General features: G+C 62.4%; 9 protein-coding genes. 3 read left to right on the top strand and 6 right to left on the bottom strand.

Features of this window, described 5'->3' with window-relative positions; genetic code table 11:
• Window positions 1–31 precede the first annotated feature (31 nt).
• The 4 genes from AC1DYC_RS06185 to AC1DYC_RS06170 all read right to left on the bottom strand — a co-directional run bounded on the left by AC1DYC_RS06185 (window position 32) and on the right by AC1DYC_RS06170 (window position 7,419).
• The gene (locus tag AC1DYC_RS06185; RefSeq protein WP_477408191.1) at window positions 32–1,633 is read right to left on the bottom strand and encodes a DNA/RNA non-specific endonuclease; all 1,602 of its coding nucleotides are present in this window, start codon (window positions 1,631–1,633) and stop codon (window positions 32–34) included.
• A 1,088-nt stretch (window positions 1,634–2,721) separates the two neighbouring features.
• A complete protein-coding gene (locus tag AC1DYC_RS06180; protein WP_477404789.1) occupies window positions 2,722–4,080 on the bottom strand; it encodes a hypothetical protein in 1,359 nt (452 codons plus the stop codon).
• 80 nt (window positions 4,081–4,160) lie between these two features.
• On the bottom strand, window positions 4,161–5,138 hold the full coding sequence (locus AC1DYC_RS06175) for a trypsin-like peptidase domain-containing protein (RefSeq protein ID WP_477404787.1): 978 nt from the start codon (window positions 5,136–5,138) through the stop codon (window positions 4,161–4,163).
• 10 nt (window positions 5,139–5,148) lie between these two features.
• Window positions 5,149–7,419, bottom strand: a complete 2,271-nt coding sequence (locus tag AC1DYC_RS06170) for a DNA/RNA non-specific endonuclease (protein ID WP_477404785.1) — start codon at window positions 7,417–7,419, stop codon at window positions 5,149–5,151.
• A 514-nt stretch (window positions 7,420–7,933) separates the two neighbouring features.
• On the opposite strand from AC1DYC_RS06170, the gene AC1DYC_RS06165 reads away from it, so the two are divergent.
• A complete protein-coding gene (locus AC1DYC_RS06165) occupies window positions 7,934–8,620 on the top strand; it encodes a Crp/Fnr family transcriptional regulator (protein ID WP_477309645.1) in 687 nt (228 codons plus the stop codon).
• Window positions 8,621–8,627: 7 nt separating this feature from the next.
• Here AC1DYC_RS06165 and AC1DYC_RS06160 read toward each other — a convergent pair whose 3' ends face one another.
• Together AC1DYC_RS06160 and AC1DYC_RS06155 are read right to left on the bottom strand one after the other, a co-directional pair.
• The gene (locus AC1DYC_RS06160; protein WP_477404783.1) at window positions 8,628–12,953 is read right to left on the bottom strand and encodes a cytochrome P450; all 4,326 of its coding nucleotides are present in this window, start codon (window positions 12,951–12,953) and stop codon (window positions 8,628–8,630) included.
• Between the two features lie 129 nt (window positions 12,954–13,082).
• The gene (locus AC1DYC_RS06155; RefSeq protein WP_477404781.1) at window positions 13,083–14,855 is read right to left on the bottom strand and encodes an adenylate/guanylate cyclase domain-containing protein; all 1,773 of its coding nucleotides are present in this window, start codon (window positions 14,853–14,855) and stop codon (window positions 13,083–13,085) included.
• A 357-nt stretch (window positions 14,856–15,212) separates the two neighbouring features.
• Between AC1DYC_RS06155 and AC1DYC_RS06150 the strand changes: the two genes are divergently transcribed.
• Together AC1DYC_RS06150 and AC1DYC_RS06145 are read left to right on the top strand one after the other, a co-directional pair.
• Window positions 15,213–15,473, top strand: coding sequence for a PepSY domain-containing protein (locus AC1DYC_RS06150; RefSeq protein ID WP_477309738.1), 261 nt, complete (start codon window positions 15,213–15,215; stop codon window positions 15,471–15,473).
• 333 nt (window positions 15,474–15,806) lie between these two features.
• Window positions 15,807–16,421, top strand: a complete 615-nt coding sequence (locus AC1DYC_RS06145; protein ID WP_477404779.1) for a lysozyme inhibitor LprI family protein — start codon at window positions 15,807–15,809, stop codon at window positions 16,419–16,421.
• Window positions 16,422–16,491 lie beyond the last annotated feature (70 nt).

The raw sequence follows: 16,491 nt of genomic DNA, 5'->3' as shown, positions 1-16,491 counted from the left end.
CCTTTTCCCGGCAGCCACGGTTCGTGGCCGCCTAGATGCTGATCCAGATCTCTAAAGTGTTGGCGCCGATAATTGGTACCGCCCTTGCAGTTACCGGCTGGCCGGCCGCAGTGAGGTCGGCGGCCAGCAGTTCGGCGGCGCGGCGGTCGGCATCGACGTCTGGATTATAGCGCACCTCGTTCTTGCCAGCGGCGGCGGCCACTCGTTCCTCTCCAGGCGTCGGGATGCCCCAGCCCAAGGCGCGCATTTTGGCGGAAAGGGCCTGGGCGGCTTCGCGTGTCATGCCGGCGAACTGGACGTAAACCGTCTGCGGGTTCTGCTGGATATGCAGCCGATCCTTCAACGTGTTGAGCGCGTCGCGGTCCTGGTCGCCGACAGTCGCCTGCCCGTCGGCTGAGGGTGTATCGAGATCCGCGACAGCGCGGCGCGCGGCGGCGAACACAGGCAGCCAGTCCGGGCGGCTCCACAGATCGGGCGGAACGCTGAGCAAGGTCTCAAGCACGTTGCTGCGCCCGGCAGGCGTCAGTCCGGTCATGCTTTGGAGACCGGCCATCTTGACAAGAGCCACCACGATTTTTTGCCGTTCGGGCACCGGCAGGTCCGGGTTGGCGAGGACGGCGATCAGTTCGCTGCGCAGCGCATCACTTGCGCCGTCAGCGCTGTCGAGCAGCTTGACGCGCCCCGCCAACGCGTCGGCCGCGGTTCCGTTCGGGCCGGGATGCTTCACCGAATCCGTCCATTCGATGAGCGTGCCGAAAATCAAGCTCGTGCGTTTTTCAAGCTCGGCAACCGGGAGCCGGTCTCGCTCGGGATCGAATTCGCCTGTTGCGTCGGCTGGAATGAAGAACGCATCGACGACGAATCCTGTCTGCCCGCTCGTCTCGCTCTTCGCGGCAGACGGCACGGAGGAGACGGCGAGCTTCCAATAGGCATAGGGTACCGGAACGTCGCCGACCGGCTGGTCGGCCGGTCGGAAGACGGGGCCGCTGAAGATGGTCACATGGTTGGCCAGCGGATTGTGCTGGGTGCGCACCCAGTCTTCGAGCGGCAGCCAGATATCGCCATAGAGCTGGCGTGGCTGCGGCATCGTGTTAGGCAGGACATAGGCATATCGGGCCAGTTTGAGCGCGGCCGTTGCCGGATCGCCGGCGAATTCAGGGCCCCAGGCGATGTCGCTGGCGTTCGCCAACCGCGCCGGCGACACGGCTTGGTTGTACCAACTGCGATCCGGTTGAGCGTCGCGTGGCAGGCGGCCATCATACCGCAGTCCGCCTCCGGTGACCTGTAGGATCATCCGTTGCGACCGATCCAGGTTGACCGCAGAATAGATCGCCATGCGGTGACTTCGGCTCATGACCAGGGAGTAGTTGATGTAGTCCAGCGGCGTCGCAGAGGCGTCGCTGGCGAGATCGCCGGTCAACCTCGGCAAACCGACTATGGCCTGGATAAAATCGACCTTATATCCCGTGCGACTGTTGGGCTGTTTGTCGATGTCTTTGCCGAGAAGCGGTTCAAGCGCACTCTGCAGCGGCGCCGGCAACTGGCCGAGAGCGATTTCGTTGCTCTTCACCCGACCAGCGAGTTCGACAAGCACCGCCTGCCTCAACTCGGGGGTCAACTCATCGAGGGACATGTGACCGAGCTTGAGCTGTTCGACGACAAGCACGATTGCTGATCGCAAGATAGCCTGCGTAGCCTGCAGGTCGGCGAGCCTCCTGGCCGCGTCTTCCGCGTTTTTCAGGGCAACATCATGCGCTGCCTTGGCCTGGTCGCCGGCTTTTGCTGCCTCGTCGACAGCGGCTTTTAGTTCTGCGTTGACCTTTTCAGCCTTGTTCGCCCTGTCTTCGGCGTCAGTCTGCGCCTTTTTGGCTTCGGACTGCGCCTTCTCGGCAATGGTGCGCGCAAGGAAGGCGTCATTCCTCTGGTTCAAAGCGAAATAGGTCGTTGCCGCGAGGATCGCCGCCGCTATGGCGAACAGCGCGATCAATATGTTCTTGCTGCGATCGCGCTGTTTCTGGCTGTCCGTCTCCGCCTTGGCGCTCTCCTCGACGAACTCGGCAATGTCGGGACCTTGTGGAAGCTCCGACGCCTCCTTCAGCGCTTCGCCACGCAGGAGATAGCCGGGATAGCCGGTGTTCTTCCATTGCCGCGCCTGGGCGGCCACGCGGATGCGAAAGCGCTCGGTCAGCTCGTCTGAACTCAGTTCGTCGTCGGACGCGAAGCCGTCGTCGGACACGGCACTGTCTTTGGTCGCGACCGCCACCGATTCCGGGACAGCGGTGGCGACCGCTCCGAGATCGGTGATGTCGCGCGATACGGGTTCGGAGTCGACGGCGATTGGCTCTGCTGTTTCGAGGCCGCCTGCGAAAGCCGCTAGACGCGCCGGGCTGACATCGGCCGAGGTGATGCCGGGGCGCGTGACCAGTTCGGCAGACCAATAGTCGAGGATGCGCTGCGCCGCGCGGCGGTCGGATTCCCGTTCGATGGTGCTGCCCGCGCGCCGCGCCCTGGCCAGGAAGTCGCGGATGGTCCGGGCATCGGGAACCGTGTTGTCGATGCTGGCTTCCGTCGTCTCGGCCCCGGCCTTGTCGCTGCGCTTCATCGAGGGGTCGCCCGCTTCGTTGGCGCTGGCGATGCGCATCAGCTCGAGATGCGCGATGCGGATGTCGCTCAGCGAGATAAACTCGGCCGGGGTTTCGGCGGTTGTCGCTGCTTCATCGCTCATGGCCCTAAATCCCTGATGATGTTGTGCAAAGGCGTACTGATGCGGACGATCGAAGCGCATTCGGTTTTCAGCGCCAGATCGACCTGAACGAAGCGTTGCTGGGCCTCGTCGCGATAGGCTTCGAACGCAAGGATGAAGGCGGTATCGACGGTTTCGCGCGACAGCTGGTCGTTGACGTCGGTGGAGTAATCGGCAAGCGTCTTGCGCCACAGCCCATTGGGGTCGAGATCGACAAGAACCCGCACCTTCTCTTCCAATTTTCGCCATACGGGCGAAAATTGGAATGGCAGCGACTTATCCGCCGAGACCGCGCCGTCGATCGGCTCGAGCAAATCGGTGAGGCTCATGAGCTTGTTGTCGATGTCCTGCCACAGTTTGTGCTCCACCACGCGAGCATAGATCGTAGAGGACAGCACTTTGATGGCGTCATGCGCGGCATTTATGGAGGGCAGCGCCGGTTCGCCCGCAGTTAATTTGCCGGCTATCGTCTCGAGGCCAGCCGCCAGAAGGCCGAAAGGAAGGTTCCTTGCTGTGAGGAAAATCTGCTGGTTGAGCCGCGAAGGCGCGACGCGCAGCACGTCGCGAACATCGAGCAAGGCGTCATAGGCGTCCGCGGATGTGTCAGGAATTGCGCCCTGCAATTTCGTCGCGGCCTCGCCGAGGTCGTCAAGCCACGCCTGCTCTATATCGCGAAGTGCCGGGCCTTCTGGCAATATGGTGATCTTATCGCCGGCCGATGCGCACAAAAACCGCAACTGGTTGAGGAACTTGCGCATGACGCGGGCCTGATTGAGGTCGGCGCCCATGTCGCGCCCGGCGATCATGAGGCTTTGAAAACTGCCGATGCCATATTGAAAGCTTTGCAGCCCGTCGTGCAGGCCCTTATACGCTGCAAGAACGTCGATCTGGCTGGTGACGGCGGTGAGCCCGTCCCTGGTTGCAAGTGCGGCCTGGATATCCTTCGGCTGCAAGTTGATCGCATCGAAGCCGGCGACCGCGGTATTGACGCGATCGTCGGTCGTCAGGCCGGGCAGTTCAGATGTCGGTTTGTCGCCTGCGGCGATTTCACCCAGATAAGCGTTGCAGAGGGCCGCGCATTGCGGATTGCTCGCCACCACCTTGTCCATAAGCTGCTGTGACAATTTGTTGGTCAACGCATAGTCGAGGATGTTGAACCAGACTGTAAGCGCCGCGCCCTGAAGGTTGATGGCGCCTGCCACGATACCGGCGTCCTTGGTCACCCTCAACCAATCGGGAGGCAATGGGTAGAGATCAGCCAGTTGAAGCCTGAGGTCGAGATAGGCGCTGATCGCTGAAACTCCCTTGGCACCCGGTGTGGCCTTATAATCCGTCACATCCGAAAGAATTCACACGCCATAGTCTCAAATCGCCGCGCATTTCGACAAGGTGCGCTACCTCTGTACGCACCATTGCTTTACACAGGCTTGGCCGCGAGGTCCTGGATGATGGTGTCGATCGCGATGCCCTCGTTGCGATAGTATGTGCTTTTGGTTACCGCGTTGGGCTCGGTCAGCCAGCCGCCGCTGTGATGCAGCGCAATCAGGTTCCAGTCGGTGTCGAAGACGGGCGAGCCGGAGGATCCCGGCAGCGTGTCGGTGAGATACTGGACGCGGCCACCGCCGACGAAGGCCACGACATTGGCGACGAATGAAATCTGCTTTTGCGCGCCGCCGGGATGCTGGATGATGTTGACATGGTCGCCGACCTTGACGGCCATGGGCCTCATGTCCAGCTCGCCCCATTTGGAAGCATCGCCCTTGATGCGGACGGCTGACCAGTCATTGTCCTTGGAGGTACGAAGAGGCACGGCAGTGTCGATGCTGAATTCGTCGAGCGGCGCATCAAGCCCGGCAACTGTGCGCTGGTAGTTGAACTGGACCACCGTGCCGACCAATGAAGCGTCGTCGGGCAAGACGTGGTTGTTGGTGATCAGGATGCCGCCGGTGGTCATGAAGCCGGTGCCGGAACTGCCGTCGGCGCGCTTGATGCGCACCACCGATTTTGCCCTGATAACGCCGAGTTCAAGATAGCTGATCGGCACAAGCGTGCTTTTGTCACCGAGGATCTTTTCGAGCTGACCCGGCGCACCGCTCCACTTGGCAGTGGCGGGTCCTTCGAGCGGTGGTGGCGGCGCATGCTGCTTTGCCTGCTGCAATGCCTCGTCGCCGGGGTTCTCGTCCAGCGCAAAGGCGACGAGGTCATCGGCCTTGGTTTCCTGCTTTGCGCGCTGGACAATCGCAAACCAGTTGTTGATCGCCTTGTTGTCAAAGGCGATTTGCGACGTGGCCAGCCCAACCCCTTTGGCGACACGCACGCCGTCGCCGATCATCGGGTAGAGATTGGCGAGAATCCGGTTGAGGCTGGTCAGCTCGGCCTGCGTCCACTCGGTCATTGGACGCCCCCTAGCTCTTCTTCTTTCGCTTCCGTGACCCCGCCCGCATGGCGATCTCCGTGCCGCGGACAGTGTCGTATTGATCGGCGTCGATCAGCGATTGGTCGAAGCTCACGCCGGTCATTTCGGAGATTTCGGTCAGCGGGTACATCGCGCCGATGAATTCTTCGGCGACCGTGAACTCCAGTTCCGTGTCGGAAAGATCCTGTTCGAGCACGAAACCATAACTGGCGAGGCCGTCACTCACGCGAGCCACGACCACTTTCCAGAAGCGGCGCGGCACGAGCGCGCGAAGACTGGTGCCCTTGGGACCCTTGCCGGCGAATGTGCGGTCGTCTTCGGCCAGGACCGGACCGGCGAAGACGCAAAGCCGTTCGCTCGCCGCCTCGGACAAGACATGGTTCTCGAGATCGCCCCAGTTCTTCTCGCCGCTGTCGGAACGGTTGTAGCCTTCGACCTGTGGCGAGCAGTTGGTGACATGGAAGGAGCAGACATTGCCCCGCAGCAGACGTTCGAAGGTGCTGCCCCAGGCAACGTCATCGCGCCTGACGATATGTCCCTTGTCGAAAGCGCCCTGATCCTTGACATAGAAGACGTCGGGGATCTGGTATTCGTCGTCGAGCCGCAGATCCGGGAACCAGCGCTCGCTGAACAGACCGCCGCGCGAATAGTTGCGGCCCTTTTCCGGCTCGCGCAGATTGCTCTCCTCAGTGACGTTGGAGGCGGTGAACAGGGCCAGCCGCCGCTTGGCGTGCATCTTGAGTGAGAAGTTCTGGTAGTCGAGCCGCGTGCCGCCGGCCTTGAGCGGCGCCAGAACGGACGGGGCGGTGGCCTCCGGCATCGGCACCACGACCGGCGCGAGCTTGGTGCCGCCAGAGAGGAATTTTTCGTCGTAGCCTTCATAGCCGTCATAGTCGGCGACCGATTTGGGAACGAACGCGCCGCCGGGGGGCGTCGGTTTGGCCGCTTCAAGCTCGACCGATTCCGTGACCGCCTCATGGGCAGGCGCTGCGCCGAGCGAGACGGTGATGCGCAACGGAACTTCGAAGGTGACGCTGCCGCCGGGCGAAACGACGACGCCTCCGCCGGCGGGTGGCGGCGCCTGGGTGACGACGCCCGGAATCTGCTTTACGCCGCCGACCTCTACCAGGTTTACGCCTTCGGCAGGCGAGGCGCTGTCCGCCTTGTTCCACCAGGCGCCCCAATCGTTGGGGCCGCCGCTGGCGGCGCCGGCGAAGTTGAGGCCGAGGTCGACGACGCGCTGGTCTTTCGCCAGCGCGCCGGTGGGCACGGCGTAATTGCGCTCGAGATAGCGGCCGGCGAAATGCAGCGCCACGACCTCGCCGGTGGCGAGGTTGATCATGGCGGTACCGGAGTTGCCGCCCGTCGTCGAACAATCATGTGTGGCGGCGTTGACGATCTTGCCGAAACTCTCGGTGCCGAAGCCGCCCTGCAGCATGCCCGGCTGCAGGCGCTTGACCTGGAAGCGGTTGCGCATGAGGTCGTTCTGGACATCGACCGCGTTGCGGTTGTCGAACGCCGGATAGCCGATGGCGACAACTTCCTGACGCAGCATGTCGCGCGCGTCGGCGACGGCGAGCGACAGCGGCCTGATGTTGTCGGGCAGGCCCTCGACTTCGAGGATCGCCATGTCCCAATAGGGATGAATCATCCGGATCCTGGCGATGTTGAAGACGTGCCCCTTGTCCGTGTCGCGCTTGAAGTCGATGCCGGCGGCGCGGCCGTTGATGAACTGCAGATTGCGGTCACCGAGACCGTCAGCAAAGATCTGCGCGACATGGCGGTTGGTCATCAAGAGGTTGCGGCCGACGACAAAGCCGGTGCCGCCATAGGGGATGTTGGTGTTCCACAACAGTTCGATGCGCCCGATCGCCGGCAGGGCGGCTTCGATGCGCTGCTTCAATGCGGCCTCGCTGGTCAGCTTCGTCCACAGCGAGTGACCGGGCGTGGGTCGACCGTCGAAGGTCAGCGTGGTGAAGGTGCCGTCCTTGATGTCGTAGACCGGCCGCAACTCCGGGATGATAATGGCTTCCAGATCGGAAAGCTGCTCGGGTGCCACATCGGCACCCCGCGCCAGGCTCTCAATGCCAGAGCGCGCCGATTCCAACGCCGCCTCGGTCTTGCCGCCATCCCCTGGGTCCATGGATTCAAGGACGCTACCGGTCATTGCCCCCACATTGGCAAGCACCCAGTCCGTCCCCTCGTCTCCCGCGACGAGATCGAGATACTGACGGTTTCGCTGCGCTCTGCTGATCGGCATGGTCGCCCCTCCCCCAAAGGTTCTGCCAAAGTAAAGAACTGTATTGCCCCATTTTAGACTGGCGCAATTCTGTCTGTCACGCAAGGAAACAAATCAACACGCATCGAATATGACTAGGGCGTGACGTTGGCATGTCTCTTCGCCCGCGGTCGCTCGCGCGATGTATGACGGTCGCATTATCTTAGCGCCGCCGTATGTGATCTCGATCACAGACGGGGATGCCGTTTGCGCCGACCTATTGCAGCGGGCGGATATGGGCATTGCGTGTCCGCTCGGTTTGCGGGAATTTTGAGCACCTAACCCTTTTCATCGGTTGCCGTCTGCACGCGGCCGGCTCCGGCTGCTCGTGCAGACGGCTTTCCGCCTGGCGCAAGCCGGCACTGGGCGCGACCACTGCGCCGCGCCTTTAGAAGGCGTAATGGCAAAGGGATGAACGCCGGGCTTTGATGCGGTGCACTCTTGCCTTAAACTTTGGCCGTGAAACTTGGCAACTGCGGCAATTGGGAAGTTCAACATGGCTTTTGGCGGCGCGAACGACAGAAACGATCTGCCGCGCCTGGCACGCATCGACCCGAAGCTGTTCGATCTTCTGTTCAGCGGCTGCAAGGTTGAGCGCTGCGCCGCGGGCCAGCATCTGTTCGTCCAGGAAGATCCCGCCGATCGCATCTATGGGGTAATGAGCGGCACGGTGGAAATCTCGATCTATTCGCCTGGCGGCCAGAAACTGGTGGCCAATATCGAGCTGTCGCGCAGCCTGGTCGGCGAGATCGGCGCGCTTGATGGACGGCCCCGCACCGCCACCGCCATCTGTCTTACCGCATGCGAGCTGGTCTCGCTCAGCAGGACACAACTCTTTGATCGCATTGAAAGAAATCCGCCCCTGGCGCGCGCGATGATCGAACTTCTGTGCGCCCGGCTGCGCTGGATCAGCGGCGAGCTCGGCGACCAGGCCTTCTTCGGCATCGAGGCGAGGCTGGCCAAGCGCCTAGTCTTCCTGGCCGAGGTGATGGCCGACGCCGCCGGCTGGATACCGATCTCGCAATCGGAGCTCGGAGAGTTCCTCGGGGCCACGCGCGAGTCCGTCAACAAGACGCTCAACGACTGGCGCGCCCGCTCGTTCATCGCCATCAAGCGCGGCGGCCTGCGCATCACCGACGCCGGCGCGCTGCGCCATATCGCCGACTCGCAGGACGACGACTGACGCCGAATCAGAGCCGCGAAATCAGGTAGCGCAACGCCGAGCGGCTGGGCATGAAGAAGTAGCCGCCACCCTTTGTGGTGACGAATTGCGGCATGTCGCGGAGCGTCGTGACCTTTTCCCATGACGGAATGGTGAACCTGCCATCACCGTCACGCGCACCAATCGTCGGGTCCTTTTCAGCGACGAGGCCCTGGAATGTGGCCGACGAAACCCAAGTTTGCTGGATGAATTCATACTGGCGCTCGATGTCGGCGTTAAGGCACATGAAGAGCAGTCCCTTTTCGACCTTGCCATTCTTGCCGTCCTGCTTCTCATAGGTGCGGCCGACCCGCAGGATACGATGGCGCTTGCCGATATTGATCTGCGTATCGCGGTCCTCACCCAGCGAATCGCGTGGGTTGGAACGGCGTATGTGCGCACCAAGCGGGCAGCGATGGCCTTGCGGGTCCTCGGCGCCAGTGGCGAAGTTGTTGTCGATAACGCGTCCCGGATGATCGGGGTTGCGCACCAGTGAGCTGCCGTTCTGCCAGCGGCCGAGCATCTTGGCGGCAATCCAATCTTGCGTGATGGCTTGGTTGCCGAGTTGGCTCGCGACCAAGGCTGCAGCCTTTTTGCAGTAGTCGTTGAAGACGTCGACATGCTGCTCGAACTGGCGAATAACGAGGAATGAGCCGTTGCGGCCGAAATCGCGCGGCGGTGGCGGCAGGCCCGGAATAAGCCGGCTACGGCGCACCTGCGAAAGGATTCCGGTCCGATCGCGTGATGCGCTTACCGAGGGCGAGGCTGGATAGAACCCATGCTCGTCACGATAACCGAACAGGAACTCGCCGGGCGCGACCAGATGCATGGGCGCGGCGCCCCTGCTGGCGCGGGTCGTGCCGCGGACAATCGGCTGCGAAATCCCGTCGGCGAAACCGAAATGCTCGTAGGCTGGCCCGCGTTCCGACCTACCGTCACGCTTTGCCCGGTCGGACGATTTCGCATTCGTGTCGGCCGGACCTCGATTTACCGCGAGCGGCAGTTCGGCGACGACCTTCATGCCTGCACCGGTCGTCTTTCGTTTGACGGTGGCAATCTCGGTCTTCAACCTTCCCGGTTCTTCAGCATAGCAGACGATGACCACGTCCACAGGGTTCTTCAGCGACCCCCACTCCCATTCGTCCGGACCGTCGCGGCCTCGGTCGTCCAGTATGCGCCTACGCTCGGGATTGCCCATGCCATGGCGAAAGGCGATCGGAAATGTTTCCAGTGGATCGCCCTCCACACCCTCGCCGAGCCCAAACTGCCGCAGGCCACCGGGACCAAAGGCTACTATCATAGCGCGCCCGGCGGGCCTGCCTTCGCCGAAACTCGTCTGCTCAACAAGGAAATCAAGCCAGGCTCTGCGCTTGGGCGCCGGCAACTTGTCCGGCACGCGGATCGCTAGCATATGCGAATAACCGAGCGGGCCGAGCGGGCCGAAGAAGATGGACTGGATCTCGCCGGTTTCCAGCTGCTGCTCAAGCGGTGCCGGAAAGGCAGAGCTGATATCGGCCAGCAGCGAGGTGGTCTTTTGAACGGTGGTTGTTTCGCTCGCCGGGCGCCGTAGCGAACCAAACAAGCTCAGCCAGTCGCGCGCCTCGTTGCCGACGGCGGAAGCGATGCCGCGCCTGATCCGGGAATTGATCCGGATGCGCGTTGTGTTGATTTGGGGATAGGCGGAGTACCAGAACAGTGTTGGCGTCTGCTGGCGCCGCGCCCAGCGCTTGAAGCGATCGCCGTCGCGCGCGCCGTCGAGAAAGAGCCATTGTGTGCGTGGATAGCCCACGGTGTTGCTCCACACGCCGGTCAGGCCGGCGGATGCCTTGGCAATGAAGTCCTCAAGATAACTTTCCCAGCTGCCACCGTAGTTGGAGAAGAACATCAATCTGTTGGAGCCCGGCAGGAGTATCCAGCGGGCAAAATGGATGGTGTTGATGGTGTTAAGGAAGCCTGGCTTGAACACCTTCTGGGCAGCTATCGAGATCAGGTAGAAGGAAAATCTGAGCGCCAGCCGCCGCAAGATGCCAGCCTTCATCGTCGAAATCGCGGTCAGATGGTTCTGCGCCGCGTGGTCCTCCTTGACGAGTATCGCGTTCAATTCAGATATGCCGATCGATGTGCTTTCCGGCTGATCTCTGTCCTCGCGGCGTCGCAGCGCCAGCAAGCACGCAAACACCAGCAGCGCCGCTGCCACCAACACTCCAAGTCCCGACAGCAAAAGTGAAGTGATTGCTACGGCTATGGCGGCGAAGGAGATTTCGTGGGAACTGATGTCGATGGATCTGCCGAACACCACACTATAGGTCATGTACCAGCAAGCAGCCCAGATGATCGCCACAGTGACGAAGACCGGCGGTACCAGCAAGGTCGTCATCAGGGCACGGCCCCAATGGCCCGGCGGCTTCTCCAGCAGGCTTTCGGCCGGCTCGAACGCCCAGGCAAACGTCCCCAATGACTGAAGATGCTGGCGAGCTTCCGCGAGCACGGCGGGAGCGTTGCCGGTGCCTTGGCGCGGCCGCTCCACGATGCCGCGCACAGCTTCGAAAAGCTCGGCCTCGGCCATGATGCGCTGGACCGAGTGACCGGGCGTGCCCGAAAACACCAGTCCGGCGTTGCTGCCGAAGGACGGCGAGATGTCGACATTGTGCTTGCGCAGGAAATCGTTCAAGGCGCCGCCATCGCGCAGGTCGCAGACGTCCTTGAAGATCGGCCGCAGCCGGTGCCCGATGGCGTGCGTCACGGCATCGATGACGTCGTCGATGCTGCCGTCGCCGGAAATCTCGAGAACCAGAGCTCCTTTTTCCTGACCGGTGCCAGCGTCCATCTCGCCCGTCCCGACAACGGCCAGGCTGGTGAAATGGATGGTGCCGACAATGTCGAGCGCGGTGCGGATCTCTTCGCTGGCCGGATTGCCGAGGCTGGCGACCTTGTCGCGCACAGCGTCCAGTGATCCGGACCGGGTGACCGGGCAGACCACCGTCACCATCGACTGGCTGACCGTGCGGCAGAGTGGTGCCGGTTCGAAATCGACCTTGAGGGTTTCGGGATAAGCGCCGATGCGCGTCATCCGTCCGGCCTTGCCCGACATGCGGCGCAGGTTCTGCTTCTGGAACAAGGCGCGCAGGCTTTCGCCGATCTGGATCCTGGCGATCTCGGCGCCGATGCACTGATGGATGCCATGGCCAAAGACCATGTAGTCGCGGTGCGGGCGAGACGTGTCGAACTCATTCGGGTTTTGCACGGCGTCAGCGTCGAACATCGCCGACAGCGTGGCCGGCATCACCACGGTGCCGGCCTTCACCAGGCGCTCGCGGCGCGTGCCCTTGCCGATGGTCGCATCGCGCGCGGTGTAGCGCCACGGGCCGATCCAGATCGGCTTGAAGCGCATGGCTTCGAGCACGGCCTTGTCCAGCTTCCCGGTGTCGTCTTCGGCAAGTGCGGCGTCGATGGCTTGCCGGGCATCCGGCCGCGACAGGATCACGTCGAGGCAATTGCCGCTGGCCAGGACATTGGTCGGGACGAAGCCGGCGATCATGCCCAGCATGATCGAGTTCAGGTCGTCCCGCGACAAGCGGCCCTGGTCCATCTGGGCAACCAGCCTCGCCAGCGGCCGCTCGGTCTTCAAGCCGCGGTCCCTGACCGACTGGATGGAGCGGTCGATGACCTTGAGAAGACGATCACCCGCCACCACTGCAAGCTCGCGCATCACGGGGCTCGCCCCCGGGTCCGAAAAGAACAGTGCACTCAACGCGATCGCCCAGTCGGCGAATTCGGATTCATCGTCGATCTCGATCCCGAAATAATCGCGGCAGATGTGCACCGGGACGATCTTCATCAAACCGGAGATCGCATCGAAGCCAGGGCTGGCGCGCATCATGATGTCTTGCGAATGGCGCGCGGCGATCGGCCTGACGACGGCTTCGACTTCGGCCGGCGGAAAGGCGCTCAGCACCGACGATTTCATGCGGCGATAGTCGGCGCCGTCCTGCATGCCGAGGATGAAATTGGAGCCTCGCGCGAACTCGGTCATTTCCGGACCGTACGGGGTCTGGAATTCGTCGCCGCGCTCCAGTATGTCGCGGACATCGGCGTTCTTGGTGACGAGCAGAACCCCGAACAGCATGCCGGTCGGGCGGAAGCGCCGCAGGAACGCCAACCACACGCGCGGATGATCTTCGACGACAAATTCGGCGATGCGCGCAATCAGCCCTGTCTTGCGGATCCTGCCGAGATCGAAGGGCGGCATTTCCGACAGCGGTCGCTGGTTTTTCTGGGCTTCACGAATGCCGTCGAAATACTTCAGTTTGGTCATGCGCGTTCAAGCCCCCCGGCTGTCCACGTTATTGCGATGCCGGCCCTTCAACGCCTAGGTTTGCATCGGTTGTACGTATGTGAATTTTTTCACAGTTAATCCGTGTTCGGCCAGCATTGAAGACCATGCTCATTTGGCCAGCTGGAAATTGGCGACGAGGAACTCGTTCGCTGCCTTGTCGGTGAACGGTATCCAGCGCACACGCTGTTCGGAAAAATCGGGGTGCCGGGTGGCGAAAATGGCCTTCTCGCGCCGTGCCTGTTCCGGCCGGCCGCTGCGCATCAGGGCGCCGATTTTCAGGAACCTGGCATAGAAATAGCTCGGAGACAGGTTGAGCGAACGGTCGGCGGAGGCGATCGCCGCCGGCCAGTTCTCGACGAAACTGTAGGCCGCCGTCAGTTCCCCAAGATTGTGGAAGCGGTAGAGGTCGAACGGGCTCAGTCGCTCGGTGTCGAGGAAGAACGGTATCGCCGACGCGGCATTGCCGAGCAGCAGCTGGGCGCTGCCCATGGCCGAACGCGCGAAGGCAAAGCTCGGATTGATGTGGATCGCTTCCTCGAGATGATCGACCGCCGATCGCGGTTCGCCCCGCATGATGTCGACAGCGCCGAGATGGGCGTGCGGACGCGCATCCAGGCTGTCCATCAGCAAGGCCTTGCGGGCGAACTGCTCGACCTTGTTCAGATCGTCACTGTCGCCGAAACGAAGCCATGCCCGCCAGAAGTACCACCAGGCCAGTTCGTTGAGCACGGCGCTCGAATTGGGATCCTCGCGGTAGGCCTTCTGGAAGAATTCCAGCGCGGTTTCGGTGTCGCCGCGGGTGCGGCGGTTCATATGCCAGCGGCCGCGCCGCACCAGCTGCCAGGTCTCCAGGCTCTCCCAGGGCACCTGGAAGGTGCGCGCCTGCTCTGCCCGGTCGACCTCCTTGTCGAGGATCGAAACGATCTCGGCGCCGATCTGGTCACGCAGGCTGAAGATGTCGACCAGGTCACGATCGAAGCGCTGCGACCAGACCAGCCGCCCGTTGGACGCGTCCGCCAGCGAGGTGTTGAGGCGGATCTGGCCACCATTGCGCATCAGCGTGCCGCTGACGATGTAGCGCGCACCGAGCGCGTTGCCAATCACCCGCGTGCCCAGCGTATCGTCGCGAAACTGGAAGCTGGAGCCCTTGGCGATGACAGAGAGCCATTTGGTGTTGGAAAGACCGTAGATGATGTCCTCGGCGATGCCGTCGGCCATATAGCCGATGTCGTGCTCGCCACCATCGGCATGGAAGGGCAGGACGGCGATCGCCGGCGGCCCCTTGGACGACAGTTTCTGCGGGGCGTTGACCTGAGGGATCGCTGCGAACGAGGCCGCCGGCGAGGATCCGTTGCCGCCGCGCCCGGCGATCAGGACGCGCACCGGCAGCGCAATGTTCTTCAGCATGAATTCGCCGAGATCGGTGAATTCGGCCGCCGTCTTGTCCTTCACATGGTGCCAGGTCGTCTCCGAAACGGCGAGACCATTGCCCGGCGCGAACTCCTGGATGCGGGCGGCGATGTTGACGTCGTCGCCATACAGTTGGCCGCCACGGACGATGACGTCGCCGGTGTTGATGCCGGCACGAAACGGCATGCGCATGTCGTCGGCGACTGAGGCGTTGAGCGCGACGATCCGGCCCTGGAAATCGAAGGCCGCGCGCAAGGCCTCGATCGGATTGCCGAATTCGGCCATGATGCTGTCGCCGGCGTCACCGAACGTGCGGCCGCCAAACGTGCCGCAGCTGTCGGTGATGATGTCGCGCCGCTCCTCGAACGCCGCGACAGCAGACTCATCGTCGATGCCCATCAGCCGTGAAAACCCGACGGCATCGATAGAAATGATTGTCGCCAGCTGACGGGTGTAGTTCCGTACAGCCATGTTGAAGCCCCGGTCCCTTCTGGTTCTGGTCCAGCACAGGCGACGACCCGTTCCTGAAACGCTTCGCCGTGCACTGAGAGAAGAAGATCCCGGCAGGTCTGGCGCGCCATGCCACCCTGCCAGGACCAGAAGTCTAGCAGGGTCTAGACGAAAGCTCTACCACCATCGGGTTGTCCGGCGCAGGTCACGGCAGCGGCCATGGTTAGCCGCCGGTTACCGCAAATGCGTGGGTATTCGCACCTCCGGGTTGCGTTTCCTGAGCTTCGCGAAAGCCGCGCGATGTCAGCCCTGGCGGAACAAACTGGCCTGCGAGCGAGTTTCCAGTGCGATCCATGCAAACATGAAATGAGGGCAATCATGCGAAATCTTGTAATGGCGACCGGCGCTGCACTTCTTCTCGCCGGCTCAACAGCCTTTGCCGCGGATGATGACAGGCCATTGCCGCCGCAGAATGCCCAGAAGCTGTCGGCAATCATCGCCAAGGTCGAGCAGCGCGACGGCTTCCGCTATGTGAAGGAGGTCGACTGGGACAAGGACGGCTACACCGTCACCTATTACACGGCCGACAAGGCGAAAGTCGAAATCACCTTCGATCCGGTAACTGCCGAACCGAAATAGCGCTGCTGCCGCACCGCTTCGGCAATTCCGTCCGCCGCGCTTTTTGCCTAGAGCGGCTCAGCGTGTCACGGAATCGCTGCCCGCTCTAAGTATTTGTTTTTACGCAATTCCCAAGGGAAAGCGCTTCGCGCTTTCCCTTGAATACCGTTACACACTTTTCCTGGAATTGCTCTAGAATGGCGGCAGTTGTCGGACAACGGGGCGACCATGCTTTTCTCCAATCGAATTGCCAACTGGCTTGCGCTTGTCATCGCACTGGCTGGCGGGGCGGTCTGCCTTGGTCCAGCATGTGCCGAGGGGCCTTCTTTCGATTGCCGAAAGGCCAGCCTGCCGGTGGAAAAGGCGATCTGTGCCGACCCGCAGCTGTCGGCAATCGATGCGCTGGTCGCCAAGGCTTTTGTCGGTTTCGAGCCGGCCTTTGGCGGCGACAAGCGCAAGATTGCGCGTTCGCTGATTGCCGACAGGAATGCCTGCGGGCAGGATGCCGCCTGTATCGTCAGCGCCCAGAACGACGCCCTGCAGACCTATGGCAATGCGCCGTCCTGGGTGCAGGACTACAACATCGCACTGATCGGCAAGAAGGCGCTCGACACCGCTGAGCGCCATCCCAAAAGCCCCGACCAGCCCCTGCCTTCGTCGATCGGCCAATGCGCCTTCACCCATATAAGCGAGCTGGCAACGCGCCTTGGCGATGACCCGCTGGAGACGGCAGGCCCTGAAGCTGGAAGCCGTGCTGGGTTTACCAATGACGGCGTGGCGGTCTCCTATGACCGCGAGCCGGGCCTGGCAAGCTCTAGGGTCGGCGACCCCGTGGTGATGTGCCTGATATCGATACCCCGCGATTGCCCACAGGACGACGACCGCGGCCGGGTTTATTACGGCGTGGACCTGACTCTCAAGGGCACCTGGGCGCTGCCGGATTCGCAGCATATGTGCGGCGGCGCCTGAAGATTTGCCGCAAGCATTGCTGGGTGCACTCTTGCGCCGATAGGCCTTTGATGGCTCAGTGCGCGCGACA

The organism is Mesorhizobium sp. P2_E7 (assembly GCF_056403855.1).
This window is presented reverse-complemented; position numbering and strand designations above follow the sequence as displayed.

Bases quoted from the DNA above. Each gene is read 5' to 3' on its own strand.
- AC1DYC_RS06185 (WP_477408191.1), bottom strand. From the start codon at position 1,633: ATGTCCCTCGATGAGTTGACCCCCGAGTTGAGGCAGGCGGTGCTTGTC.
- AC1DYC_RS06175 (WP_477404787.1), bottom strand. From the start codon at position 5,138: ATGACCGAGTGGACGCAGGCCGAGCTGACCAGCCTCAACCGGATTCTC.
- AC1DYC_RS06170 (WP_477404785.1), bottom strand. From the start codon at position 7,419: ATGCCGATCAGCAGAGCGCAGCGAAACCGTCAGTATCTCGATCTCGTC.
- AC1DYC_RS06165 (WP_477309645.1), top strand. From the start codon at position 7,934: ATGGCTTTTGGCGGCGCGAACGACAGAAACGATCTGCCGCGCCTGGCA.
- AC1DYC_RS06160 (WP_477404783.1), bottom strand. From the start codon at position 12,953: ATGACCAAACTGAAGTATTTCGACGGCATTCGTGAAGCCCAGAAAAAC.
- AC1DYC_RS06155 (WP_477404781.1), bottom strand. From the start codon at position 14,855: ATGGCTGTACGGAACTACACCCGTCAGCTGGCGACAATCATTTCTATC.
- AC1DYC_RS06150 (WP_477309738.1), top strand. From the start codon at position 15,213: ATGCGAAATCTTGTAATGGCGACCGGCGCTGCACTTCTTCTCGCCGGC.